General features: G+C 69.2%; 22 protein-coding genes. 15 read left to right on the top strand and 7 right to left on the bottom strand.

Going from position 1 to position 22,210, the window contains the following annotated elements:
* Nucleotides 1–8: 8 nt before the first annotated feature.
* The 3 genes from QZH52_RS20690 to QZH52_RS20680 form a co-directional block, all read right to left on the bottom strand.
* Nucleotides 9–1,301, bottom strand: a complete 1,293-nt coding sequence (locus QZH52_RS20690; protein WP_301812481.1) for a c-type cytochrome — start codon at nucleotides 1,299–1,301, stop codon at nucleotides 9–11.
* Between the two features lie 5 nt (nucleotides 1,302–1,306).
* Nucleotides 1,307–2,038, bottom strand: coding sequence for a c-type cytochrome (locus tag QZH52_RS20685; RefSeq protein ID WP_436411613.1), 732 nt, complete (start codon nucleotides 2,036–2,038; stop codon nucleotides 1,307–1,309).
* 133 nt (nucleotides 2,039–2,171) lie between these two features.
* Nucleotides 2,172–2,714, bottom strand: a complete 543-nt coding sequence (locus QZH52_RS20680; RefSeq protein ID WP_286522958.1) for a PaaI family thioesterase — start codon at nucleotides 2,712–2,714, stop codon at nucleotides 2,172–2,174.
* Nucleotides 2,715–2,767: 53 nt separating this feature from the next.
* Between QZH52_RS20680 and QZH52_RS20675 the strand changes: the two genes are divergently transcribed.
* From QZH52_RS20675 to QZH52_RS20665, 3 genes are read left to right on the top strand one after another with little or no spacing between them, the layout of a single operon-like run.
* The gene (locus tag QZH52_RS20675; protein ID WP_301812480.1) at nucleotides 2,768–3,232 is read left to right on the top strand and encodes a MarR family winged helix-turn-helix transcriptional regulator; all 465 of its coding nucleotides are present in this window, start codon (nucleotides 2,768–2,770) and stop codon (nucleotides 3,230–3,232) included.
* Nucleotides 3,225–4,481 (top strand): MFS transporter, encoded by a 1,257-nt coding sequence (locus QZH52_RS20670; protein ID WP_301812479.1) that lies wholly within the window; start codon nucleotides 3,225–3,227, stop codon nucleotides 4,479–4,481. Before QZH52_RS20675 ends, QZH52_RS20670 begins: the two co-directional genes overlap by 8 nt.
* Entirely contained in the window at nucleotides 4,478–5,881 is a 1,404-nt protein-coding gene (locus QZH52_RS20665) for an MATE family efflux transporter (protein ID WP_301812478.1), read from the top strand. Before QZH52_RS20670 ends, QZH52_RS20665 begins: the two co-directional genes overlap by 4 nt.
* A gap of 22 nt (nucleotides 5,882–5,903) precedes the next feature.
* Here the strand turns inward: QZH52_RS20665 and QZH52_RS20660 are convergent, their stop codons facing one another.
* Genes QZH52_RS20660 through QZH52_RS20645 form a run of 4 tightly spaced genes read right to left on the bottom strand, consistent with a single transcriptional unit; the run spans nucleotide 5,904 to nucleotide 8,618 of the window.
* Nucleotides 5,904–6,653, bottom strand: a complete 750-nt coding sequence (locus QZH52_RS20660) for an aldolase (protein ID WP_301812477.1) — start codon at nucleotides 6,651–6,653, stop codon at nucleotides 5,904–5,906.
* A gap of 21 nt (nucleotides 6,654–6,674) precedes the next feature.
* Complete coding sequence (locus tag QZH52_RS20655; protein WP_301812476.1) at nucleotides 6,675–7,316, bottom strand: 2-dehydro-3-deoxy-6-phosphogalactonate aldolase; 642 nt, start codon at nucleotides 7,314–7,316, stop codon at nucleotides 6,675–6,677.
* On the bottom strand, nucleotides 7,313–8,209 hold the full coding sequence (locus QZH52_RS20650; protein ID WP_301812475.1) for a 2-dehydro-3-deoxygalactonokinase: 897 nt from the start codon (nucleotides 8,207–8,209) through the stop codon (nucleotides 7,313–7,315). Before QZH52_RS20650 ends, QZH52_RS20655 begins: the two co-directional genes overlap by 4 nt.
* Before the next feature lie 16 nt (nucleotides 8,210–8,225).
* Complete coding sequence (locus tag QZH52_RS20645) at nucleotides 8,226–8,618, bottom strand: RidA family protein (protein WP_301812474.1); 393 nt, start codon at nucleotides 8,616–8,618, stop codon at nucleotides 8,226–8,228.
* Between the two features lie 227 nt (nucleotides 8,619–8,845).
* On the opposite strand from QZH52_RS20645, the gene QZH52_RS20640 reads away from it, so the two are divergent.
* The 12 genes from QZH52_RS20640 to QZH52_RS20585 all read left to right on the top strand — a co-directional run bounded on the left by QZH52_RS20640 (nucleotide 8,846) and on the right by QZH52_RS20585 (nucleotide 22,209).
* Nucleotides 8,846–10,336 (top strand): ABC transporter substrate-binding protein, encoded by a 1,491-nt coding sequence (locus tag QZH52_RS20640; protein WP_436411615.1) that lies wholly within the window; start codon nucleotides 8,846–8,848, stop codon nucleotides 10,334–10,336.
* A gap of 18 nt (nucleotides 10,337–10,354) precedes the next feature.
* Nucleotides 10,355–11,305: an ABC transporter permease gene (locus QZH52_RS20635; RefSeq protein ID WP_286522943.1), complete on the top strand. Its 951-nt coding sequence runs from the start codon at nucleotides 10,355–10,357 to the stop codon at nucleotides 11,303–11,305.
* Complete coding sequence (locus QZH52_RS20630; RefSeq protein ID WP_301812472.1) at nucleotides 11,302–12,168, top strand: ABC transporter permease; 867 nt, start codon at nucleotides 11,302–11,304, stop codon at nucleotides 12,166–12,168. The genes QZH52_RS20635 and QZH52_RS20630 overlap by 4 nt, the downstream gene beginning before the upstream one ends.
* Complete coding sequence (locus QZH52_RS20625) at nucleotides 12,165–13,202, top strand: ABC transporter ATP-binding protein (protein WP_301812471.1); 1,038 nt, start codon at nucleotides 12,165–12,167, stop codon at nucleotides 13,200–13,202. The genes QZH52_RS20630 and QZH52_RS20625 overlap by 4 nt, the downstream gene beginning before the upstream one ends.
* Nucleotides 13,199–14,188 carry an ABC transporter ATP-binding protein gene (locus tag QZH52_RS20620; RefSeq protein WP_301812470.1) on the top strand — a complete coding sequence of 330 codons (990 nt, stop codon included), beginning with the start codon at nucleotides 13,199–13,201 and terminating at the stop codon, nucleotides 14,186–14,188. The genes QZH52_RS20625 and QZH52_RS20620 overlap by 4 nt, the downstream gene beginning before the upstream one ends.
* Nucleotides 14,189–14,223: 35 nt before the next feature.
* The gene (locus QZH52_RS20615; protein WP_301812469.1) at nucleotides 14,224–15,495 is read left to right on the top strand and encodes an amino acid deaminase; all 1,272 of its coding nucleotides are present in this window, start codon (nucleotides 14,224–14,226) and stop codon (nucleotides 15,493–15,495) included.
* A gap of 8 nt (nucleotides 15,496–15,503) precedes the next feature.
* Nucleotides 15,504–16,406 carry a MurR/RpiR family transcriptional regulator gene (locus QZH52_RS20610; protein WP_301812468.1) on the top strand — a complete coding sequence of 301 codons (903 nt, stop codon included), beginning with the start codon at nucleotides 15,504–15,506 and terminating at the stop codon, nucleotides 16,404–16,406.
* Entirely contained in the window at nucleotides 16,403–17,908 is a 1,506-nt protein-coding gene (locus tag QZH52_RS20605) for an N-acyl-D-amino-acid deacylase family protein (protein WP_301812467.1), read from the top strand. Before QZH52_RS20610 ends, QZH52_RS20605 begins: the two co-directional genes overlap by 4 nt.
* A 96-nt stretch (nucleotides 17,909–18,004) precedes the next feature.
* Entirely contained in the window at nucleotides 18,005–18,982 is a 978-nt protein-coding gene (locus QZH52_RS20600; protein ID WP_301812466.1) for a Bug family tripartite tricarboxylate transporter substrate binding protein, read from the top strand.
* Nucleotides 18,983–19,043: 61 nt separating this feature from the next.
* Complete coding sequence (locus QZH52_RS20595) at nucleotides 19,044–19,997, top strand: 2-hydroxyacid dehydrogenase (protein WP_301812465.1); 954 nt, start codon at nucleotides 19,044–19,046, stop codon at nucleotides 19,995–19,997.
* Between the two features lie 10 nt (nucleotides 19,998–20,007).
* On the top strand, nucleotides 20,008–20,754 hold the full coding sequence (locus QZH52_RS20590; RefSeq protein ID WP_301812464.1) for a FadR/GntR family transcriptional regulator: 747 nt from the start codon (nucleotides 20,008–20,010) through the stop codon (nucleotides 20,752–20,754).
* Between the two features lie 78 nt (nucleotides 20,755–20,832).
* Nucleotides 20,833–22,209 carry an ABC transporter substrate-binding protein gene (locus tag QZH52_RS20585; protein WP_301812463.1) on the top strand — a complete coding sequence of 459 codons (1,377 nt, stop codon included), beginning with the start codon at nucleotides 20,833–20,835 and terminating at the stop codon, nucleotides 22,207–22,209.
* Nucleotide 22,210 lies beyond the last annotated feature (1 nt).

Genomic DNA, 22,210 nt, shown 5'->3' with positions numbered 1-22,210 from the left:
TGGCTTCCTCACTCGGGCAGCAACTTGCGCAGTTCGCTGATCTGGGATGCGTCGACCGGGGTGCCGCTGTTGTCCCATGCCACGCGGATGTAGGTGACGACGGCGGCCGCTTCTTCATCGTCGAGGATGTGGCTGAAAGGCGGCATGCCATGCGGGCGCGGGTTCTTGCGGGTGCCGGGCGCGTAGCCGCCGTTGAGCACCATGCGGATCGAGTTGACCGGCGATGCCATCGTGATGGACTGGTTCCCGGCCAGCGGCGGGAACGACGGTGGATGCCCCTTGCCCTCTTCGCCATGGCACATGGCGCATTGCGTGCTGTAGATCTTGCGCCCCGTTTCCATGACGCTGGGGCTCACGAGCCGGGCCTGGCTCGTCGGCGGCGGCTCGGAGTCGCGCTGGGGCAAGGCCCTGAGGTAGACGGCCATCGCCTTGACGTCCTCGTCGCTGAGGTACTGCAGGCTGTTGTAGACCACCTCCGCCATCGGACCGTAGGTGGTGCCGCGGTGCGAGACGCCGACTTGCAGCAGGTCGGCGATTTCCTGGATCTCCCAGTTGCCGAGCCCCGCCTCGCGGTTGGAAGTGAGCGATGGGGCGTACCAGTTCTGGTTCGGGATCATGCCGCCTTCGAAGGCCTTCGATTCGCTCGATCCGCCCAGCGCATTGATGGCCGTGTGGCACATCGCGCAGTGGCCGAGACCCTGGACAAGGTACGCGCCACGGTTCCATTCGGCATTCTGCTTCGGGTCGGGGATGAACTCGCCTTCCTTGAAGTAGAGCGTTCGCCATCCGATCAGGAGGTCCCGGTTGTTGAAAGGGAACTTGAGCTCGTGCGGCCGGTTCTGCTGGCGCACCGGCGTGACCGACATCAGGTAGGCAAAGATGGCGTCGCTGTCGGCCCGCGTGACCTTGGTGTACGAGGCGAACGGCATGGCCGGATACAGCAGCGTGCCGTCCTTGGAAACGCCCGTGTGCATCATCCGGTAGAAGTCATCGGGGTTCCATCGGCCGATGCCGGTCTCGTCGTCCGGCGTGATGTTGGGCACGAAGAGTGCGCCGAAAGGCGTGGGCATCGCGCGGCCGCCCGCGAATGGCTTGCCCGTGGGCTCCGTGTGGCATGCCACGCAGTCGCCGGCACGCGCCAGGTACTCGCCGCGGGTGATGACCTCGGTGGTCGCATCCTTCGGGGCCGTGCTGGCGCGGCCGGGCTCGGGCAATGCGGAAGGCCGCAACCACCACAGGACGGCGGCACCCGCCACCGCCAGCACCACGAGCGCGAGGAGGATCTTGAATGCCAGTTTCATGACCGTCACTTCTGGCTGCCGCATGCCAGGGGCATGCGAACGACATTGGCCGGTTCCGGCGATGGGTCCTTGGGCGCGGCCTGTTGTGACAGAAAGGCCGCGACGGCGTTCATGTCCGCATCGGACAAGCGTGTGGCCACGCGCTTCATGCAGTCGGGTTCGGCCGCGTGGCGCTCGCCGACGCGCCAGCGCGTGAGCTGGGCCACCACATAGGTCGGCCGCAGGCCGACGAGGCCGGGAATGCCTGGTTCCATCCCCGTCAGCGCGATGCCGTGGCAGGCGACGCACGCGGGGATGCCCTTGCCGGCATCTCCGCCCGCCACCAGCGCGCCGCCCCTGCGCATGGTTTCCAGGTCCGCCTTCATCGGGTCCGCCGGCGCGAACGGGGGCCGCTGGCTCGCGAAGTGCTGGGCAATCTCCTTCAGGTAGGCATCCGGCAGATAGGCGACGAGGTAGTTCATCGGCGCGTAGTGCCGCGTGCCGTCGCGAAAGGCCACCAGCTGGTTGTACAGATAGCCCGCGGGCTTGCCGGCAATGCGGGGGAAGTAGCCGTTGCTCGTGCCTTGGCCGCTCTGTCCGTGGCAGGTCACGCAGCCCTGGACTCGGGCCTCCATGGAGTCGACTTCCCGAAACGAAGGAATCGCCTCTGATTGGGCGAGCACTGGGAGGCTGGCGCAGCCCCCTGCGATCGTCGCGCAGGCGCCGATCGTTCGCCAGCGAAGGCATCGGGGCTTCATCGTGGCTTCCTTTCGTATTCCACGGCAGCTCGGGCCGTACCGCTCAACTGGCAGAGACGCGGACTTGGATCGTAGCGATGCCCACCATGCCTTGCAAGAAGATCATTTTCGGTCCCGGAATGCGGGAGCCGGGTCAGCGGTTCGGCATCTCGAACACCAGGCAGGTGGTGGTGGCGTGGGCGTAGAGCGTGCCGTCGGCGCCGACCAGGCGGGCCTCGGCGGTGGCCAGCTGGCGGCCGCAATGCAGCACCTTGCCCTCGGCGCGCACGCGCTGCACCTTCGGCGACAGCGCTTTGACCAGGTTCACGCCGAGTTCGGCAGTGGTGTAGCCCCGGCCGGCCGGCATCATGGTGTGGACCGCGCAGCCCAGCGCCGAGTCGAGCAGGGTGGCGAACCAGCCGCCGTGGATGGTGCCGAGCGGATTCAGGTGCTCGGCCAGTGGCCGGCCCTGGAACACCGCGCGCCCGGGCCCGACCTCGATGATCTGGAACGACAGCGTCTTGGCGATCGCCGCATAGGGGATTTCGGCCCGCAGCATGGCCTCCATCATTTCGAGGCCGGTCTTGCCGGCGAGCTGCTCGGGACGCGCCACGCCGGGGCCAGGCCCGGCGTTCAGGCGTTCGGAAATGGCGTCTTCCTCGGCGATCCAGGCTGCCAGTCGATCGGTGGCTGTCATTCGTATTCCTCGTCAAAGTTGCATATACAATGATTGTAGCTACAATCATCGCCATGAATGCCATCGCCAAGCCCCAGGGCTGCACCAATTTCCGGCTCAGGCACCTGGCGCGCCAGGTCTCGCGCCACTACGACGCCGAGGTCGCCCACAGCGGCCTCAAGACCTCGCAGTACTCGCTGCTGTCGCACGTGATGCACCTCGGGCCGATCCGCCCGGGCGAGCTCGCGAAGGCGATGGGCGTCGACGCCTCGACGCTGACGCGCAACCTCAAGCCGATGGTGGCGGCCGGCTGGCTCACGCAGGGCGAGGGGTCCGATGCGCGCAGCCGGCTGGTCGAGATCACCGAGGCCGGCCGCGGCAAGCGTGCCGAGGCGCAGCGCCACTGGCGCACCGCCCAGGAAAAGCTCAACGCGCTGCTGGGCATCGACAGGGTGCTGGCGCTGCATGCCGTGGTCGACGAAAGCATCGCACTGCTGAGCGGCCTGGACGAAACAACCGAGGGAGAGTGCGATGAATGACAAGACCACTGCGGGCCCGGCGCCCGTCGCCCGCTACGCCGTCTGGCTGGTGCTGCTGGCCGCGGCCGGCACTTTCGCCCTGACCATGGGGGTGCGCCAGACGATGGGGCTCTTCCTGTCGTCGCTGAACACCGCCACCGGCCTGGGCATCGGCAGCATCAGCCTCGCCTTCGCCTTCGGCCAGCTCTGGTGGGGCCTGACGCAGCCATTCGCGGGCGCGGTGGCCGACCGCATCGGCACCGGCCGCGTGATCTTCATCGGCGTGCTGCTGGTGGCACTGGGCACCTTCCTCACGCCGCTGATGACCACCACCGGCGGCCTGATCTTCGCGATCGGCGTGCTGGCCGCGGGCGGCGCGGGCATGGCCGGCCCCTCGGTGCTGATGGCCGCGACCACGCGGCTGGTGCCGGCCCACAAGCGCGGCCTGGCCACCGGCGTGGTGAACGCGGGCGGCTCCTTCGGCCAGTTCGCGATGGCGCCGATCGCGATCGGCCTGATGGCGACCGTCGGCTGGGCCAGCGCGATGCAGTGGCTGGCGATCCTGATCCTGCTGGCGCTGCCGGCGGTGTGGGTGCTGAAGGGCAACTCGAAGCAGCTGGCGGCGCAGTCGGCCGCCGCCAGCGGCACCAGGCCGTTGACCGCGCGCCAGGCCATCGGGCAGGCGCTGGCGACACCGAGCTACCGCTACCTGAGCCTGGGCTTCCTGGTCTGCGGCTTCCACGTCGCCTTCCTGGCCACCCACCTGCCCGGCGTGGTCGCGGCCTGCGGCCTGCCGCCCGAGATCGGCGGCTGGGCGCTCGGCATGATCGGCCTGTTCAACATCGTCGGCAGCCTGGCGATGGGCTGGGCCGTCGGCCGCTGGCGCATGAAGTCGCTGCTGGCACTGCTCTATGCGGTCCGCGGCCTGGCGGTGCTGGTGTTCCTGCTGGCGCCCAAGACGCCCGCCGTGATGCTGGTCTTCGCGGCCGTGATGGGCATCACCTTCCTGTCGACCGTGCCGCCGACCGCCGGCCTGGTCGCCAAGATGTTCGGCCCGGCCAACATGGCGATGCTGTTCGGCATCGTGATGCTGGCGCACCAGGTCGGCGGCTTCCTCGGCGCCTTCCTTGGCGGCTATGTGTTCCAGGCCACCGGCAGCTACGACATCGTGTGGTACATCGACATCGCGCTGGCGGCCGGCGCGGCGCTGGTCAACCTGCCGATCCGCGAGGCGCGGCCGGTGCTGGTGGCGAAGACGGCGGCGGCATGACGGCGCTCGACCCCCGCACCCGGCGCCTGCTCGAAGCGCCGATCGTGCCGACGCTGCTGCGGCTGGCCGCGCCCAACGTGGTGGTGATGGTCGCGCAGGCCTCGGTCGGGCTGATCGAGACCTTCTTCGTCGGCAAGCTCGGCACCGATGCGCTGGCCGGCATGGCGCTGGTGTTCCCGATCGTGATGCTGATGCAGATGACTTCGGCCGGCGCGATGGGCGGCGGCATCGCCTCGTCGATCGCGCGCGCGCTCGGCGCCCGGCGGCGCGACGATGCCGATGCGCTGGTGCTGCATGCGATCGCGATCGCGGTCGGCTTCGGTGTGCTGTTCATGGCCGCGATGCTGCTTGGCGGCCGCTGGCTCTTCACGCTGATGGGCGGCGACGGCGCCTCGCTCGAGGCGGCCCTGGTCTATTCCCATGTGGCGTTCTCGGGCGCGGTGCTGGTGTGGCTGTTCAACTCACTGGCCGCGGTGGTGCGCGGCACCGGCAACATGGCGGTGCCGGCCAACGTGACGGTGGTCGGCGTCGTGCTGCTCATTCCGCTGTCGCCGCTGCTGATCTTCGGCTGGGGGCCGGTCCCCGGTCTGGGCATCGCCGGCGGGGCGGTGGCGCTGCTGCTCTACTACCTGGGCGGCACGCTGGCGCTGTGGGCCTACCTGCGCTCCGGGCGCAGCCTGCTGCGGCCTTCATGGGCTGGCGTTCGCTTCCGCTGGCCGCTGTTTCGCGACATCCTGCGCATCGGACTGGTCGCCGCTGTGTCGACCGTGGCGACCAACCTGTCGATCGGCATCGCGACCGCGCTGACCGGCCATTTCGGACCCGGCGCGATCGCCGGCTACGGCACGGCCTCGCGGCTCGAGTACCTGCTGGTGCCGTTGGTGTTCGGCCTCGGCGCGCCGCTGGTCGCGATGGTCGGCACCTGCATCGGCGCCGGCCAGCGCGAGCGCGCCTTGCGCGCCACCTGGGCCGGCGCGGCCATCGCCTTCGTGCTCTCGGGCGCCATCGGCCTCGCGGCGGCCCTGTTCCCGCGCCCCTGGCTGCTGCTGTTCGGACACGACCCGGCGATGCTCGAGGCCGGCGCCCAGTACCTGCGCGCGGTCGGTCCGTTCTATGGCTTCTTCGGCGTCGGGCTGGTGCTGTACTTCGCGTCGCAGGGGGCGGGGCGCCTGCTCTGGCCGGTGATCGGCAACCTGGCGCGGCTGCTGGTGGCCGGCTTCGGCGGCTGGCTGGCGCTGCGCTGGGGCGGCGACCTGCTGCATGTCTTCGCGGTGCAGGGCGCTGCGCTGGTGGTCTATGGCGTGGTCATCGCCTCGGCCATCGCGGGCGGCGCCTGGTTCGGCCGGGTCGGCTGGCCGCGAACGACCCGCGGGCTGATGCGCCGGATCCAGCCTTCCTGAGAAGCCGATGGCGGCGCGGTCCCTACGCGGGCCGAGCGGGGCGCGGCGCCGGCAGCAGGCGCCGCAGGGCCTCGAAGAACAGGTCCGACTGCTCGCGCTCGCCCTGGATCTGGGCCGCGACCTGCGCGGCCAGCGCCCGATCGACCGGCACCAGCGGCCGGCCGGTGGACTGCGCGATCACTTGGTGCAGGCAGGCGCGCTCGAGGTAGTACAGGTCGTCGTAGGCATGGGCGATGCGCGCGCCGGCCACCACCACGCCATGGTTGGCGAGGAAGGCCACGTCCTTGCCAACCATGGCGCGGGCGATCCGCTCGCCCTCGCGGTCGTCGAGCGCCAGGCCGTTGTAGTCGGCATCGACCGCGATCCGGTCCATGAAGCGCATCGCGTTCTGACTCAAGGTGGGGTCGAGCGCGCGATCGGCCGTCAGCGTCAGCGCGGTCGCATAGGGCATGTGGCAATGCAGCACCACCGCATGGCCCGTGAGGCGATGCACCGCGCCGTGGATGAAGAGGGCGGTCGGCTCGACCCGGTGCCGGCCGGCGAGCACTTCGCCATGGACGTCGATCAGCACGATGTCATCGGCGCCGATCTCGCTCCAGTGCAGGCCGCGCGGGTTGATCAGGTAGCGGTCGCCGGCGCCGGGCAGCAGGACGCTGAAATGATTGCACACGCCTTCGGACAGGCCGTGGTGCGCGGCGGCGCGCAAGGCCAGCGCGAGGTCTTCGCGCAGGGTGCGCACGGCGGGACTGGCGTAGTCGGAATCTGCGGTCATGGCGGGGTGGCGTCGGGATTGTCAGGCGCGCTGCGTGCGGTTGAACGCGGCGACGAAGCGCAGTGCGTCCTCGTGCACCGCGGCGGCACTCTTGCCCGGCTTGTAGAGCGCCGAACCGATGCCGAAGCCGGCCGATCCTGCGGCGCGCCAGGCGTCCATGTTGTCGGGCGTGATGCCGCCGACCGGCATCAGCGGCGTGTCCTTGGGCAGCACTGCGAGCAGGGCCTTGACCACCGCCGGCGACGCCAGTTCGGCCGGGAACAGCTTGAGCCCGGTGGCGCCCGCGGCCAGCGCGCCGAAGGCCTCGGTCGGCGTCATCACGCCGGGCAGGCTCACCAGGCCCAGGCGCACGGCCTCGGCGATCACCTCGGCGTTGAAGTTCGGCGCCACGATCAGTTCGCCGCCCGCGCCCTGCACCGCCCGCACCTGCTGCGGGTCGAGTACGGTGCCGGCGCCGACCAGCGCCTGCGGGAAGCGCTGGCGCAGCAGGGCGATGCTCTCGAGCGGCTGCGGCGAATTGAGCGGCACCTCGAGCAGGCGGAAGCCGGCGTCGACGATGGCGTCACCCACCGCGGGCGCTTCGGCCGGCGTGAGCCCGCGCAGGATCGCCACCAGCGGCAGTGCCTGCATGGCGGCGGAGAATTTGGCGAGCGGAATGGTCATGTCTTTCGGTGGCTGGTGGAGTGAATGGCGTGCAGGCCGGCCCAGGTGGCCTCGGCGCCGAGCGTGCGGGCCTGGGTGCCCGCGGCCTGCAGCGCCAGCTGGTAGCGCTGCGTGAGTGCGGGGCTGCCGATCAGCACCACGTCGACCGCGGCATGGACCGACTGGGTGCGCAGTTCTTCGCCGATCAGGATGCCCGACAGGTAGCTGGCGAGTTCGCGCGTCGGCATGCGGTCGAACAGCGCCAGGGTGCGCGCGCCGAAGGCGTTGTGCAGCAGGCCCTGGCCGTTGTCGGACTGCGTCACGCCCTGCAGGAAGGCGGCTTCGTCGAGCGGCGCCGAGGTGTCGAGCGTGCGCGCCAGGATCGAATGCTGGCTCAGCAGCGAATAGAGCTCGCCGGTCATGAAGGTGCGAAAGCCCGTCACCATGCCGTTCTTGACGCGGGCCCACTTGTTGTGCGTGCCGGGCAGCACGAACAGGCCGTCGCGCAGGCCGGTCAGCGCCATGGCGCCGAAGATCTGGACCTCTTCGCCGCGCATCACGTCGGGCACGCCGTCGTGGCTGTCGTTGAGGCCCGGCACGATCGAGATTCGCCCGGGTTCGATCTCGAGCACCTTGGCGCGCACCTCGGACAGGCCGGCGGGGCAGGGGCAGTAGGGGGCCTCGACCCAGCCCTGCTTGCTGCCGGCCATGCCTGAGATCAGGCAGCGGGTGCCCAGCGGGCGCATCCAGTCGCCGAACAGGGTCTCGAAGACCTCGGTGAAGCCGCCGGGCTTGACGCTCAGGATGCCGCGCGGATGGCTTTGCTCCTCGCGCACGCGGCCGTCGGCGTCGAGCAGCGCGCCGCGCAGCGAACTGGTGCCCCAGTCGACCGCCACCAGGTGATGGGAAGACATCGGCGCGGTCTCCGTCTCAGCCGCGCGGCTTGTAGGCCGTGACGTCGATCTCGACCTTGGCGTCGATCATCAGCCGCGCCTCGACGGTCGAGCGCGCGGGCCGGTGCTCGCCCAGGCATTCCATGTAGACGCGGTTGAAGCTGCCGAAGTCGCGCGCGTCGTCGAGCCAGACGCTGACCTTGGCGATGTCGGCCAGGGTGCAGTCGGCCAGCGCCAGGGCCTGCTCGATGCGCTTGAAGACCTGGCGCGTCTGCGCCTCGATGCCGCCGACGATGACCTGGCCCTGGTCGTCGGTGGGCACCTGGCCCGAGACGAAGACGAAGTCGCCGGCGCGGGTGGCGGGGGACAGCGGACGGGCCTGGCGATCGGAGGCGATCGGCGACTGGCCGAGCATTTCAACTTTGGACATGGCGGGTAGGTGTGTAATGAAATTACAGAAAAATTAAGGGTAAACCCCCGTTTGACGCGCAATTCGCTGGGAAATACGATCGCCGATGTAATGTTATTACTCACGGAGCCGCGATGCAATCTTCCGCCAACACTGTAGCCACATCTGGTTTTCTCCGGTTGAAGCCAACGCGTGGATCGCCATGGCGTCCGCTCGCGGGGGCGTTCGCCGCCTGCGTCGCGCTCGGGCTGTGGGCCGGTGCGGCCCAGGCCGAACTGCCCAAGGGCGGGGCCGCCAATCTCGCCATGGTCGGCGAGCCGCAAGGCCTGGACCCGATGGTCAGCACCGCCGACCTGGTCGGCACGATCATGCAGCACGTCTACGAGCCGCTCTACACCTTCGACGCCAACTGGAACGTGGCGCCGATGCTGGCCGAAGGCATGCCCGTGGTCTCGAAGGACGGCCTCAGCTACAGCTTCACGATCCGCAAGGGCGTCAAGCTGCACAACGGGCGCGACCTCAACGCCGACGACGTGGTGGCCTCGCTGCAGCGCTGGATGGAACTCTCGCCGCGCGGCAAGTCGGTCGCCAAGGAAGTCGAGTCACTGAGCGCCAAGGGCCCGCTCGGCGTCGAGCTGAAGCTCAAGAACCCATATGCGCCGCTGCTGGCCCAGCTCGCCCTGCCGAGCGGCATGGCCGCCATCATGGCCAAGGAGAGCATCGCGCCGCAGCTCAAGGACTTCATCGGCACCGGCCCCTACAAGTTCAAGGAGCGCCGGCCCGACCAGTTCACGGTGCTGACCCGCTTCGACGGCTACAGCGCGCGCAAGGAAGCACCGAGCGGCTATGCCGGCCGTCGCGAAGCCGTGCTCGACGAACTGCGCTTCGTGCCGGTGCCGAATGCCAACACGCGCGTCGAAGGCTCTCTGTCGGGCCAGTTCCAGTACGCCGACCTGCTGCCGGTCGAGGCCATCGGCCGGATCGAGAAGGGCGCGCCGGCGGTGGTGCCGATCGTCACGAAGAACTTCGGCTTCCCCTACATCGTGTTCAACACCAAGGAGGGCGTGCTGACCTCGCAGCCGCTGCGCCGCGCCGTGCAGACCGCGGTCGGGCAGGGCGAGCTGATGGCGGCCGGCTTCGGCGACAACCGCTTCTTCGTGGTCGAGCCGAACTTCTTCCCGAAGGGCACGCCGTACTACGCGGCGACCGGCAGCAACGTCTACAACACGCGCAATCCGCAGGCCGCCAAGGAGGCCGCGGCCAAGGCGGGCTACAACGGCCAGCCGATCCGCATCATGGCCAGCCGCCAGTACGAGTTCCACTACAACATGGCGCTGGTGATGTCCGAGCAGCTCAAGAAGGCCGGCTTCAAGACCGACCTGCAGGTGGTCGACTGGGCGACCCTGGTGCAGCGGCGCAACGACCCGAAGCTGTGGGACGTGTACTTCACCCATTCGGGCCTGTTCCCGGAACCGATGCTGTCGCCGCCGCAACTCGGCGACGACGCGCCGGGCTGGTGGGATTCAGCGGCGAAGAAGTCCAGCCTCAAGGCCTTCAACCAGGAGACCGACAGCGGCAAGCGCGGCGCCTTGTGGGGCACGGTGCAGCAGACGGTGTATGACGAAGTGCCGTTCATCGAGGTCGGCAAGTTCAACGGACTGTCGGCGCGCTCGGCCAAGCTCGAGGGCTACACGCCCGCCATCTGGCCGTTCTTCTGGAACACCGGCCTCGCCAAGTAGGCCGGAACGGAACGCCCCATGCTGCGCTTTCTGCTGACCCGCCTGGCGGGGGCCGTGGTGGTGCTCGCCATCGTCGCGGTGCTCGTCTTCGCGCTGACCCGGCTGGCTTCCGGCGATCCGGTCGCGCTGCTGCTCGGCGACCAGGCCACGACGGCCGACATCGCCCAGGCCCGCATCCAGTACGGCCTCGACAAGCCGCTGCCGACGCAGTTCGTGCTGTGGGTCGGCGAGCTGCTGCAGGGCAACCTCGGGCAGTCGCTGTTCCTGCAGCGGCCGGTCTCGCAGGCGCTGCTCGAGCGCGCCGAGCCGACCTTGTTCCTGGCCTTGTTCGCGGTCGGCATCGCGGCGCTGATCGGCATCCCGGCCGGCATGTCGGCGGCGATCTGGCGCGGCAGCGCGGCCGACCAGGCCGTGAGCGGCGTCGCGATGCTCGGCGCCAGCATCCCGAGCTTCTGGCTCGGCCTGATCCTGATCCAGTTCTTCGCCGTCAGGCTCGGCTGGTTCCCGGCTTCGGGCTATGGCGACCCGAGCGCGTCCTTCGGCGAGCGCCTCCAGCACCTGCTGCTGCCGGCGCTGGTGCTGGGCCTGCTGAATTCGGCTTTGATCATCCGCTTCACGCGGGCCTCGATGCTCGACATCCTCGGCGAGGACTATGTGCGCACGGCCCGCGCCAAGGGGCTGCCCGAGCGCGTGATCATGGTCAAGCACGTGCTGCGCAACGCGCTGGTGCCGATCGTCACGGTGCTTGGCCTCACGCTGGCGCTGATGATCGGCGGCACGGTCGTGACCGAGACGGTCTTCAACCTGCCCGGCGTCGGCAACCTGGTGGTGCGCGCGGTGCTGCGGCGCGACTATCCGGTGATCCAGGGCACGCTGCTGGTCATCGCCGCCATCTACGTCTTCATCAACCTCGGTGTCGACTTCATCTATACGCTGGTCGATCCGCGCATCCGGCTGGAGGGCAAATGAGAGCCTCGCTTCTTTCCCGCTGGCGCGCAGCGATGCCGGTGGCGCGGCGCCTGTTCGGGCGCAAGATCGTGCTGGCGGCGGCCCTGGTGCTGCTGCTGGTGACCGGTGTCGCCGTGCTCTACCCGCTGCTGTCGGACGCCGACCCCGGCGCCATCGAGATCGGCCAGCGCCTGCATGCGCCTTCGCTCGAACACTGGGCCGGCACCGACGAGCTGGGCCGCGACGTGATGCTGCGCATCGTGCACGGCGCGCGCTACTCGCTGCTGATCGGCGTCGTGACGGCCGCCGGCGCGGTGTTGTTCGGCACCTTGATGGGCATGCTCGCGGGTTTCTTCCGCCGGCTCGACGCGCCGCTGATGCGCGTGGTCGACGCCATGATGTCCTTCCCCGACATCCTGCTGGGCATCGCGCTGGTGTCGATCCTCGGCGTCTCGCTGTGGAACGTGATGCTGGCCCTGGTGATCGTCTACACGCCGCGCGTGGCCCGCGTGGTGCGCGCCACCACGCTGGTGCTGCGCGAGCTGCTGTTCGTCGACGCGGCGCGGGCGCTCGGCGTGCGCACGCCGAAGATCCTCTGCAAGCACATCCTGCCGAACCTGATGTCGCCGATCCTGGTGCAGGTGACCTTCATCTTCGCCTACGCGATCCTGGCCGAGGCCGGACTGTCGTTCCTTGGGGTCGGCGTGCCGCCCGACATCCCGACCTGGGGCACGATGATCGCCGGCAGCCTCGACTATGCCGACCGCGCCTTCTGGACCATCTTCTGTCCCGGCCTGGCCATCGTGCTGACCGCGCTGTCGCTGCAGATGCTGGGCGACGGCGTGCGCGACCTGCTCGACCCGAAGCTGAGGAAGGCCGCATGAACCCGATCGCATCCGCATCGCCCCGCCTCGAAGTGCAGGGCCTGTCGACCTCCTTCGCCACCGAGGCCGGCCGCATCCAGAGCGTCGCCGATGTCTCGTTCGCGATCCGTCCCGGCGAGACGCTGGCGCTGGTCGGCGAATCGGGTTCCGGCAAATCCGTCACCAGCCTCACGCTGATGGGCCTGCATGCCAAGACCTCGCACGCGCAGGTCGAGGGCCAGGCCTGGTTCGTGCGGCGCGACGGCCGGCGCGTCAACCTGCTCGACCTGCCCGAGTCCGAAAAGCGCGCGCTGCGCGGCAACGAGCTCGGCATGATCTTCCAGGAGCCGATGACCAGCCTGAACCCGGTGCTGACCATCGGCGAGCAGATCGCCGAATCGGTGCGGCTGCACCTGAAGCTCGACCGCAAGGCGGCGCACGCCCATGCGCAGCGCATGCTCGAACTGGTCGAGATCCCGGCCGCGGCGCAGCGGGTCAACGAGTACCCGCACCAGCTCTCGGGCGGCATGCGCCAGCGCGTGATGATCGCGCTCGCGATGGCCTGCAACCCGACCCTGCTGATCGCCGACGAGCCGACCACCGCGCTCGATGTCACGATCCAGGCGCAGATCCTGGCGCTGATGGGCCGGCTGCAGAAGGAGACCGGCATGAGCATGCTGTTCGTCACCCACAACCTCGGCGTGGTCGCGCAGTACGCCGACGCGGTGGCCGTGATGTATGCGGGCCGGATCGTCGAGTCGGCGCCGGTCCATGACCTTTTCGCCCGGCCCGCGCACCCGTACACGCGCGGCCTGCTGGCCTGCCTGCCGGGCGTGGCGCGGCGGCGCGCCTCGCCCGTGCTGCCCGGCCGGCGCCCCCAGCTGGTCGCCATCCCCGGCCAGGTGTCGAGCCCCTTCGCGCCGCCGCCCGGCTGCGCCTTCGCGCCGCGCTGCACGCACCGCCGCGAAGCCTGCGACGCCCGCATGCCGATGCTCGATGCCGGCGGCGATCGCCGGGTGCGCTGCATCGGATTCACCGAGGAGTTGGCCGCATGACGAGCGCAACATTGGCGAGCGAGAACCTGCTCGAGATCCGCAACCTGAAGAAGTACTTCGGCAAGGGCAGCCATCCGGTGCGCGCGGTCGACGACGTGAGCTTCGATATCCGCAAGGGCGAGACGCTCGGGCTGGTCGGCGAATCGGGTTCGGGCAAGAGCACCATCGGGCGCCTGCTGACGCGGCTGGTCGATCCGACCGGCGGTGCGATGTCCTACCAGGCGCAGGGCTCGGATGCGCCGCCGCAGGACCTGGCCCAGCTGTCGCAGTCGCAGTTCCGCCCCCTGCGCTCCAAGGTGCAGATCATCTTCCAGGATCCCTACGCCAGCCTCAACCCGCGCATGCGCATCCGCGAGGTGCTGGCCGAGGCGCTCGACACGCACGGGCTGGCCAAGGGTGCGGCGCGCAAGCCGCGCATCGAGCAACTGCTCCAGCAGGTGGGCCTGCGCCCCGAACACGCCGAGCGATTTCCGCACGAGTTCTCCGGCGGGCAGCGCCAGCGCATCGGCATCGCGCGCGCACTGGCGGTCGAGCCGCAGTTCATCGTTGCCGACGAGCCGCTGTCGGCGCTCGACGTCTCGATCCAGGCCCAGGTGGTGAACCTGCTGGGCGAACTGAAGGAGCAGCTCGGGCTCACGCTGCTCTTCATCTCGCACGACCTGGACGTGGTCGAGTACCTGTGCGATCGCGTGGTGGTGCTGTATCTCGGCCGGGTGATGGAGATCGCGCCGACGCAAGCGCTCTATGCCAGCCCGCAGCATCCCTACACGCGCGCGCTGCTGGCGGCGGCACCGATCCCCGACCCGGCCCAGCGGCGCGTGGTCCCGCTGCTGCAGGGCGACCTGCCGAGCCCGGCGAATCCGCCCTCGGGCTGCGTGTTCCGCACCCGCTGCCCGCTGGCCGAGGAACGCTGCGCCAGCGCCGACATGCAGCTGCGCGAAGTGCAGCCCGGCCACTGGCACGCCTGCTGGCGCAACGATCTTTGAGTACGCTGGCGGCACGCAGCAACATCGGAGCGAACATGACTGAAGAGCTGATCCTCGACCACCGAAGCAAGAGCTATCCGCTGGGGGCCGCGCCATGCCGCGCCGCCGACATCGGCCAGAAGGGCTGGAACGTGCTGGCCGATGACCTGGCCTATCCGCTGGCCGTCATCCGCCGATCCGCGCTGGCGCACAACATCGCCTGGATGCAGGACTACGCCCGGCGCAAGGGCGTGACCCTGGCGCCGCACGGCAAGACCACCATGTCGCCCGAGCTGTTCGCGCAGCAGCTGGCCGGCGGCGCCTGGGGCCTCACCTTCGCGACCATCTTCCAGCTCGCCGTGGGCGTCGAAGCGGGGGCCCGGCGGGCCATCATCGCCAACCAGGTGCTCGCCGATGCCGATCTCGACGGGCTCGACGTGCTGCTGGCCGGGCACGGCGACCTGCGGGTCTGGTTCCTGGTCGATTCGCTGGCGCAGCTGGCGCTGATCGAGGACTGGGCGCGGCGCCGGCAAAGCCCGCGACGCTTCGACGTGCTGCTGGAGATCGGCATTCCCGGCCAGCGCACCGGGTGTCGCACGCTCGAGGAAGCGCTCGCACTGGCTGCCGCGATCTCGCGCTCGCCTGTCGTGCACCTCGGCGGCATCGAATGCTACGAAGGCGGCCTCGCCCGCTGCGACAGCGAGCACGACGCGCGCGAGGTCACGGCGCTGGTGCAGCGCGTGCTCGAGGTCGCGCGCTGCTGCGATGCGCAGAACCTGTTCGGTGACGACAGCCTGATGCTCACGGCCGGCGGCTCCGCGGTGTTCGACCTGGTCGTGCCGCTGCTGCGTGCGCAGGGGCTGTCGCGCCCGGTGCTCGGCGTGCTGCGCTCGGGCTGCTATGTCACGCACGACAACGGCAACTACGCCCGCTTCCTGAAGCAGGTGGAGCAGCGCGAAGGGCTGGACGCCTCGCTGCGCGCGGCGCTCGAGGTCTGGGCGATGGTGCAGTCGGTGCCCGAGCCCGGGCTGGCGCTGCTGACCTGCGGGCGCCGCGACATCTCCTATGACCTGGAGATGCCGGTGCCGGTGCGGCATGCGCCACGCGGTGCTCGCGTGGCGGCCGATGCGCCGCCCGGCTGGACGATCAGCGCGCTCAACGACCAGCATGCCTACCTGCGCTTCGATGCCGCGGGCACGGTGCCGCAGGTCGGCGATCGCGTCGCTCTGGGCATCTCGCACCCATGCACCACCTTCGACAAGTGGCGCTGGCTCGCGCTGGTCGACGACGACCTGGCGGTCAGCGGCGCCATCAGCACGCGCTTCTGAGGGCCGTCATGCACAACCCTTCCGTTCATCTCCTGCAGCGGCTGCGCGAGCGCATGGCGCAGCTGCCGGCAGCGCAGCGCAGCGTGGTGCAGTGCGTGCTGGAAGACCCGCGCGCGGCGGTGGCCGCCACGGTCGAGCAGCTCGCGCAGCAGGCCGGCGTGTCGATGCCGACCATCGTGAGAACCTGCCGCAGCTTCGGCTTCGAGTCGGTGCGCGAGTTCATGCTGGCGCTGGCGCAGGACCTGGCCGTCACGGGCTCCTACCTGCACCGCAGCGTGCTGGCCGAGGACAGCGCGGGCGACGTGGCGAGCAAGATCGTCCACGCCGCCGTGTCCTCGCTGACCGAGCTGGGCCGCCGCCTCGACGTCGAGGTGCTCGACAAGGTCGCGAGTCGCCTGGCCGAGGCCCGGCGCATCGACTGCTATTCGGTGGGCGCGGCCTCGACCTTCATGGCGAACGAGCTGCAGAGCCGGCTCTTCAGGCTGGGGTGCACCGCCAATGCGATCTTCGACGCCCACCAGCAGCTGGTCTCGGCCAGCACGCTGGGACCCGACGGCGTGGCCTTCGTGATCTCGCACGTCGGCCGCATGCCCTACACGCTCGAGGCCGCGCGTTTTGCGCGCTCGCAAGGCGCCACCGTGGTGGCGCTGACCCAGCCGGGCACCCAGCTGGCCGAGATCGCGGACCTGGTGCTCGCGGTGTCGGTGCCGCAGGACGCGGTGATGCGGGTCGGCACCGAAGCCTATCTGGCGCACCTGGTGGTGATCGAGATCCTGATGGTGCGGCTGGCGCAGAAGCTCGGGCCGGTCGCGACGCGCGGCCTTCAGCAATTCAAGCAGCTGCTGCACAAGCACGGCTTCGACAGCGCCGAGTATTCGGGCGCGTCGGAGCCATTCGAGGACGAACGATGACCATCCCAGGCACCGGCCCCACAGGATCCGGCCACGCGACGCTGCTCAGGGGCGGCACGGTCGTCGATGGCAGCGACAGCCCGGGATGGCAGGGCGACGTGCTGCTCGCCGGCGAGCGCATCGTGTCGGTGGCGGCGCCTGGCCGGACCTCCCCCGATCTGCTCGCCGGCCTGCGAGCGCTGGGCCCGATCGACGAGATCGATTGCACTGGCCTGGTGGTCGCGCCCGGCTTCATCGACGTCCATACGCACGACGACTCGGCCGCGATCGAGAAGGCCGACATGCTGCCGAAGATCTCGCAGGGCGTGACCACAGTCATCGTCGGCAACTGCGGCATCTCGCTCGCGCCGATGGTGACCGACACGCCGCCGGCACCGCTGTCGCTGCTGGGCCGGGGCCAGTTCCGGCACGCCACGATGCGCGCCTATGCCGAAGCGGTGAACGCGGCGCGGCCGGCGGTCAACGTCGCTGCGCTGCTGGGTCACACCGCGCTGCGGATGCGCCACATGGCAGTGCTCGACCGGGCCGCCAACGCGGCCGAGCGCGCGGCCATGGCGGCCGACATGCAGGAGGCGATGGACGCCGGCGCGCTGGGCCTGTCGTCGGGCGTGTTCTATGAAGAGGCGTTCGCCGCCGACGTCGACGAGCTGGTCGCGGTCGCCAGCGTGGCGGCGCGCAACGGCGGTGTCTACGCCACCCACATCCGCGACGAACTGGCCGGCATCCTGCCGGCGCTGCAGGAGGCCGCGCTGACCGCGCGGCAGTCGGGCCTGCCGCTCGTGATCTCGCACCACAAATGCGCCGGACCCGCCAACTGGGGCCGCACCCGCGAGACGCTGCCGCTGATCGAAGCGCTGGCGCGCGGCCAGGAGATCGCCATGGACGTCTATCCCTACACCGCCGGCTCGACCGTGCTGCGCGAGGACCTGGTCGACGGCATCATCGACATCCTGATCACCGGCAGCCAGCCGCACCCCGAGGTCGGCGGCCGCTATCTGGCCAACATCGCGGCGGAGTGGGGCGTCACGCAGCAGGAGGCGGCGCGGCGCTTGAAGCCCGGCAATGCCTGCTACTTCCAGATGCGCGAGGACGACGTGCAGCGCGTGATGGCGCATCCGCTCTCGATGATCGGATCCGACGGCCTGCCGAACGACGAACGGCCGCATCCGCGACTGTGGGGTGCGTTTCCGCGCGTGCTGGCCAGCTACTGGCGCGAGAAGGGCCTGCTGCGGCTCGAAGAGGCGGTCCACAAGATGACGGGCCTGTCGGCGGCGCGCTTTCGCATCGACGGCCGCGGCCTGCTGAAGGCCGGCCACATGGCCGACGTGGTGGTCTTCGATCCGCTGCGCGTGAAGGACGGCGCGACCTTCGAGCAGCCGCGCCAGTTCAGCGAAGGCATCGAGCGGGTCTGGGTCAACGGCGTGTTGAGCTACACCGCCGAAGGCCGCGCCACCGGCGCGCGTGCGGGCCGCTTCGTCAAGCGGGCGATGACCGCCGGCTGATCGCGGCCGATCAGGGTTTCTCCTGCCGGCCGTCGAAGTCAATCATCATATGATTTGAATCGAGGGCTCCGCGGCGGGCTCCGCAGGAGACGATTCATGGCCCATTCATCGAACGCGGGGCGCCGGCAGTTGCTACAGGGCCTCGGAGCCGCAGCCCTGCTGCCCTGGGTGCTGCCCGTGCACGCCGAGGACTATCCGACCAAGCCGGTCGAGCTCGTGGTGCCGGCCTCTGCCGGCGGCGGGACCGACGCGCTGGCGCGCGCCTTCGCGGAAGCCGCAAAGAAGCACTTCCCGCAGCCGCTGGTCGTCAACGACAGGCCCGGCGCGAGCGGCGTGGTCGGCATGAGCGACGTGCTCAACGGCAAGCCCGACGGCTACAAGGTCAGCGTCGTCATCGCCGAACTCGTGATCCTGCCGCACCTCGGCCTGTCGAAATTCACCTACGCCGACTTCCAGCCGATCGCGCGCCTCAACGCCGATCCGGCGGCGATCACCGTGAAGTCCGACGCCCCCTGGAACACCATCGAGGAATTCCTCGCTGCAGCCAAGGCCAAGCCCGGCGAGATGAAGGTCGGCAATTCGGGCAACGGCTCGATCTGGCACCTGGCTGCCGCGGGCCTCGAGGACAAGACCGGCGTCAAGTTCAACCATGTGCCCTACCAAGGTGCGGCACCCGGCGTGGTGGCGCTGCTCGGCGGCCACATCGACGCGGTGGCCGTGAGTCCCGGCGAAGTCGCGGTCCATGTGCAGGCCGGCAAGCTCAAGATGCTGACGGTGATGGCCGACCAGCGCCTGAAGGCCTTCGACAAGGTGCCGACGCTGAAGGAGCGCAAGATCGACCTCTCGATCGGCACCTGGCGTGGACTGGCGGTGCACAAGGCCACGCCGGCCGAGATCTCGACGGTGCTGCGCACCATGGCCCGCAAGGGCGCCGACGAGCCGCTGCTGCGCGAGCAGCTCGACAAGCTCAACCTCGGCTTCGCCTACCTCGACGCCGATGCCTTCGGCCAGGCGATGCAGCGCGACCACGACTATTTCAAGCAGCTGGTGCAGAAGCTGGGGATCAAGGTATGAGCCCCCGCCCGGCCGTTCCGAAGGGGGCTCGCACCGCAGTGCGAAGCACGGAGGTTTTCCAATGAGCAGCGCCACTGACCGGCCCGAGCTGCTGCTCGTCGCGCCGCTGATGCCTTTCCTGCTCGACCAGCTGCGTCAGCACTACACCCTGCACGATCGCATCCATGTCAGCGACCCGGCCGCCTTCGGCGCCGTGGCGCCGCGCATCCGCGGCGTGGTCGCCAACGGCGAGGCCAAGGTGCCGCGCGAACTGATCGCGCAATTGCCGGCGCTGGAAGTGATTTCGGTCTTCGGCGTCGGCTACGACGGCATCGACGTCGCGGCCGCGCATGCGCGTGGCGTCCCGGTCACCAACACGCCTGCGGTCCTCAACGACGATGTGGCCGACCTCGCCATCGGCCTGCTGATCGCGGCCGCGCGCCGCATCCCGCAGGCCGACCGCTTCGTGCGCGCCAACGAATGGACCCACGGCCCGATCGCGTTGAGCCGCAAGGTCACGGGCGGCCGGCTTGGGCTGGTCGGCATGGGCCGCATCGGCCAGGCGATCGCCGAGCGCGCGCTGGCCTTCAAGATGGAGGTGGCCTACACCTCGCGCTCGCCGCGTGCCGGTGTCCCTTATGCCTACCACCCCGATCCGGTCTCGCTGGCCGCGGCGGTCGACTTCCTGGTCGTGATCACCCCCGGCGGCGCCGCCACCAAGGGCCTGATCGATGCCCGCGTGCTGCAGGCGCTAGGCCCCGACGGTTACCTGGTCAACGTCGCGCGCGGCAGCGTGGTCGACGAAGCCGCACTGATCGATGCGCTGCGCCACGGCACCATCGCCGGTGCCGGGCTCGATGTCTTCGCCAACGAGCCGAACGTGCCCGAAGCCCTGCGCATGCTGCCCAACGTGGTGCTGACGCCGCACATCGGCAGCGGAACGAAGCAGACGCGCGAGGCGATGGGCCAGCTCACCTTCGACAACCTGCACGCCCATTTCACGGGCCGGCCGTTGTTGACGCCGGTCGACGCCTGAGCCGATCACGATGGCCAAGAACACCCATGGCCGCACGCTGGACCTGCTGGGCGAGGCGATCGTCTCGCGCCGCTACGCGGTCGGCACGCCGATGCCGGCCGAGCCCCAGCTGTGCGAGGCTTTCGGCGTCAGCCGCACGGTGGTGCGCGAGGCCGTGAAGTCGCTGGTGGCCAAGGGCCTGATCATCACAGGCCCCAAGGTCGGTACCCGGGTGCTGCCCGACGAGCACTGGAACTGGTTCGATCCCGACGTGATCACCTGGCAGGCTCGTGCCGGCCTCACGCCCGAGTTCCTGCGCGACCTGCAGGACCTGCGGCGCGCGGTCGAGCCGGCCGCGGTGCGGCTGGCGGCCGAGCGCGCGACGGCCGAGGACATCGAAGAGATCGAGGCCGCCTACGCCGGCATGAAGCATGCCGTGGAGTTCGGCGGCGACTACGTCAGCTTCGACCTGCGTTTCCACAACGGCCTGCTGCGCAGCGCCCGCAACCGGATGCTGGCACAGATGAGCAAGGCGCTGCACGCGTTGCTGCGCACCAGCTTCGAGATCTCGACCGTCAAGAAAGACGGCCCGGCGCAGTCGCTGCCGATGCACCGTGCCGTGCTCGACGCCGTGATCGCACGCGATCCGGCGCGGGCCGAGCAAGCCATCATCCTGTTGATCGACGGCGCGCGCGCGGACATCGACGAGGTGCTGGGCTCGCGCCGACGACTGCCCCGATTGTCGCGTCCGCCGCCGCGCCTGCGGGCGGCCGTCTGACGCGGAGCACCGTAGTTACTTCCCACCCCCGGCTCGTGCATCGAGCTGTTTAGCTGCAAGAAAAAGGAGACAGGCAACATGAAATTCAAAGCACTCGTGGTCCCGACGATGATGGCCCTGGGCCTCGCCGTCGCCGGCCAGGCCTCGGCGCAGGAGAAGCTCACCGTCTGGTGGGTCAAGGGCTTCTACAAGGCCGAGGACGATGCCTTGTTCGCGGCCATCAAGAAGTTCGAGGACAAGCACAAGGGCGTCAAGGTCGAACTGTCGCAGTACCCGGTTCAGGACATGATCCCCAAGACCGTCTCGGCGCTCGACTCCGGCAGCCCGCCCGACGTCGCCTATGCCGACGTCTATGACTTCCAGGTCACGGGCAAGTGGGCCTATGACGACAAGCTCGAGGACATCAGCAGCGTGCTGGCGCCGATCGCCTCCCGATTCGCGCCCAACACGATCGAGACCACCTTCCTCTACGACGACAAGACGAAGTCGAAGGCCTACTACGCCTTCCCGATCAAGCAGCAGACGATGCATATCGAGTACTGGATCGACATGCTCAACGAGGCCGGCTTCAAGGAGTCGGACATCCCGACGAACTGGAAGGACTACTGGTCGTTCTGGTGCGAGAAGGTGCAGCCCGCGAGCCGGCAGAAGACCGGCAAGCGCAACTTCGGCATCGGCATGCCGATGGGCGTCGATTCGAGCGATGCCTTCTATTCGTTCCTGACCTTCGCCGATGCTTACAACGTGAAGCTCGTCAGCGACAGCGGCAAGCTGCTGGTCGACGATCCGGCCGTGCGCGCCGGCCTGATCTCGGCCATGACCGATTACACCAAGCCCTACCTGACGGGCTGCACGCCGCCGTCCTCCACCAGCTGGAAAGACCCGGACAACAACGTCGCCTTCCACAACAAGACCACCGCGATGACGCACAACGCGACCATCTCGCTGCCGGCCAAGTGGCTCGATGACTCGAACAATGCCTCGCTCACGCCCGAGCAGCGCGAGGAAGCGAAGAAGAACTACACCGAACGCATCCGCACGGCCGGCTTCCCGAACAAGCCCGACGGCAGCAAGATGGTCTATCGGACCGCGGTGAAGACCGGCGTGGTCTTCAAGGAAGCCAAGAACAAGGCGCGCGCCAAGGAATTCGTGGCCTTCCTGTTGCAGGAAGAAAACCTCACGCCGTACGTCGAAGGCTCGCTGGGGCGCTGGTTCCCGGTCACGAAGGCCGGGCAGGCGAGCCCCTTCTGGCAGGCCGATTCGCACCGCAAGTCGGTCTTCAACCAGTACGCCGCCGGCACCGTGACCTTCGAATTCACCAAGAACTACAAGTTCACGGTGCTCAACAACGAGAACGTTTGGGCCAAGGCGATGAACCGCATCGTGAGCGACAAGGTGCCGGTGGACAAGGCGGTCGACGAGATGATCGAGCGCATCAAGACGGTCGCTCGCTGAG

It is taken from the genome of Variovorax ginsengisoli, assembly GCF_030486595.1.
Lineage (GTDB): Bacteria > Pseudomonadota > Gammaproteobacteria > Burkholderiales > Burkholderiaceae_C > Variovorax > Variovorax ginsengisoli_B.
This window is presented reverse-complemented; position numbering and strand designations above follow the sequence as displayed.

What these genes read in the sequence shown, in the direction of transcription:
- QZH52_RS20620 (WP_301812470.1), top strand. Translation starts at nt 13,199, where the DNA reads ATGACGAGCGCAACATTGGCGAGCGAGAACCTGCTCGAGATCCGCAAC.
- QZH52_RS20655 (WP_301812476.1), bottom strand. Translation starts at nt 7,316, where the DNA reads ATGACCATTCCGCTCGCCAAATTCTCCGCCGCCATGCAGGCACTGCCG.
- QZH52_RS20645 (WP_301812474.1), bottom strand. Translation starts at nt 8,618, where the DNA reads ATGTCCAAAGTTGAAATGCTCGGCCAGTCGCCGATCGCCTCCGATCGC.
- QZH52_RS20625 (WP_301812471.1), top strand. Translation starts at nt 12,165, where the DNA reads ATGAACCCGATCGCATCCGCATCGCCCCGCCTCGAAGTGCAGGGCCTG.
- QZH52_RS20585 (WP_301812463.1), top strand. Translation starts at nt 20,833, where the DNA reads ATGAAATTCAAAGCACTCGTGGTCCCGACGATGATGGCCCTGGGCCTC.
- QZH52_RS20675 (WP_301812480.1), top strand. Translation starts at nt 2,768, where the DNA reads ATGAATGCCATCGCCAAGCCCCAGGGCTGCACCAATTTCCGGCTCAGG.
- QZH52_RS20605 (WP_301812467.1), top strand. Translation starts at nt 16,403, where the DNA reads ATGACCATCCCAGGCACCGGCCCCACAGGATCCGGCCACGCGACGCTG.
- QZH52_RS20650 (WP_301812475.1), bottom strand. Translation starts at nt 8,209, where the DNA reads ATGTCTTCCCATCACCTGGTGGCGGTCGACTGGGGCACCAGTTCGCTG.
- QZH52_RS20595 (WP_301812465.1), top strand. Translation starts at nt 19,044, where the DNA reads ATGAGCAGCGCCACTGACCGGCCCGAGCTGCTGCTCGTCGCGCCGCTG.
- QZH52_RS20680 (WP_286522958.1), bottom strand. Translation starts at nt 2,714, where the DNA reads ATGACAGCCACCGATCGACTGGCAGCCTGGATCGCCGAGGAAGACGCC.
- QZH52_RS20660 (WP_301812477.1), bottom strand. Translation starts at nt 6,653, where the DNA reads ATGACCGCAGATTCCGACTACGCCAGTCCCGCCGTGCGCACCCTGCGC.
- QZH52_RS20690 (WP_301812481.1), bottom strand. Translation starts at nt 1,301, where the DNA reads ATGAAACTGGCATTCAAGATCCTCCTCGCGCTCGTGGTGCTGGCGGTG.
- QZH52_RS20685 (WP_436411613.1), bottom strand. Translation starts at nt 2,038, where the DNA reads ATGAAGCCCCGATGCCTTCGCTGGCGAACGATCGGCGCCTGCGCGACG.
- QZH52_RS20630 (WP_301812472.1), top strand. Translation starts at nt 11,302, where the DNA reads ATGAGAGCCTCGCTTCTTTCCCGCTGGCGCGCAGCGATGCCGGTGGCG.
- QZH52_RS20665 (WP_301812478.1), top strand. Translation starts at nt 4,478, where the DNA reads ATGACGGCGCTCGACCCCCGCACCCGGCGCCTGCTCGAAGCGCCGATC.
- QZH52_RS20610 (WP_301812468.1), top strand. Translation starts at nt 15,504, where the DNA reads ATGCACAACCCTTCCGTTCATCTCCTGCAGCGGCTGCGCGAGCGCATG.
- QZH52_RS20600 (WP_301812466.1), top strand. Translation starts at nt 18,005, where the DNA reads ATGGCCCATTCATCGAACGCGGGGCGCCGGCAGTTGCTACAGGGCCTC.
- QZH52_RS20670 (WP_301812479.1), top strand. Translation starts at nt 3,225, where the DNA reads ATGAATGACAAGACCACTGCGGGCCCGGCGCCCGTCGCCCGCTACGCC.
- QZH52_RS20590 (WP_301812464.1), top strand. Translation starts at nt 20,008, where the DNA reads ATGGCCAAGAACACCCATGGCCGCACGCTGGACCTGCTGGGCGAGGCG.
- QZH52_RS20635 (WP_286522943.1), top strand. Translation starts at nt 10,355, where the DNA reads ATGCTGCGCTTTCTGCTGACCCGCCTGGCGGGGGCCGTGGTGGTGCTC.
- QZH52_RS20615 (WP_301812469.1), top strand. Translation starts at nt 14,224, where the DNA reads ATGACTGAAGAGCTGATCCTCGACCACCGAAGCAAGAGCTATCCGCTG.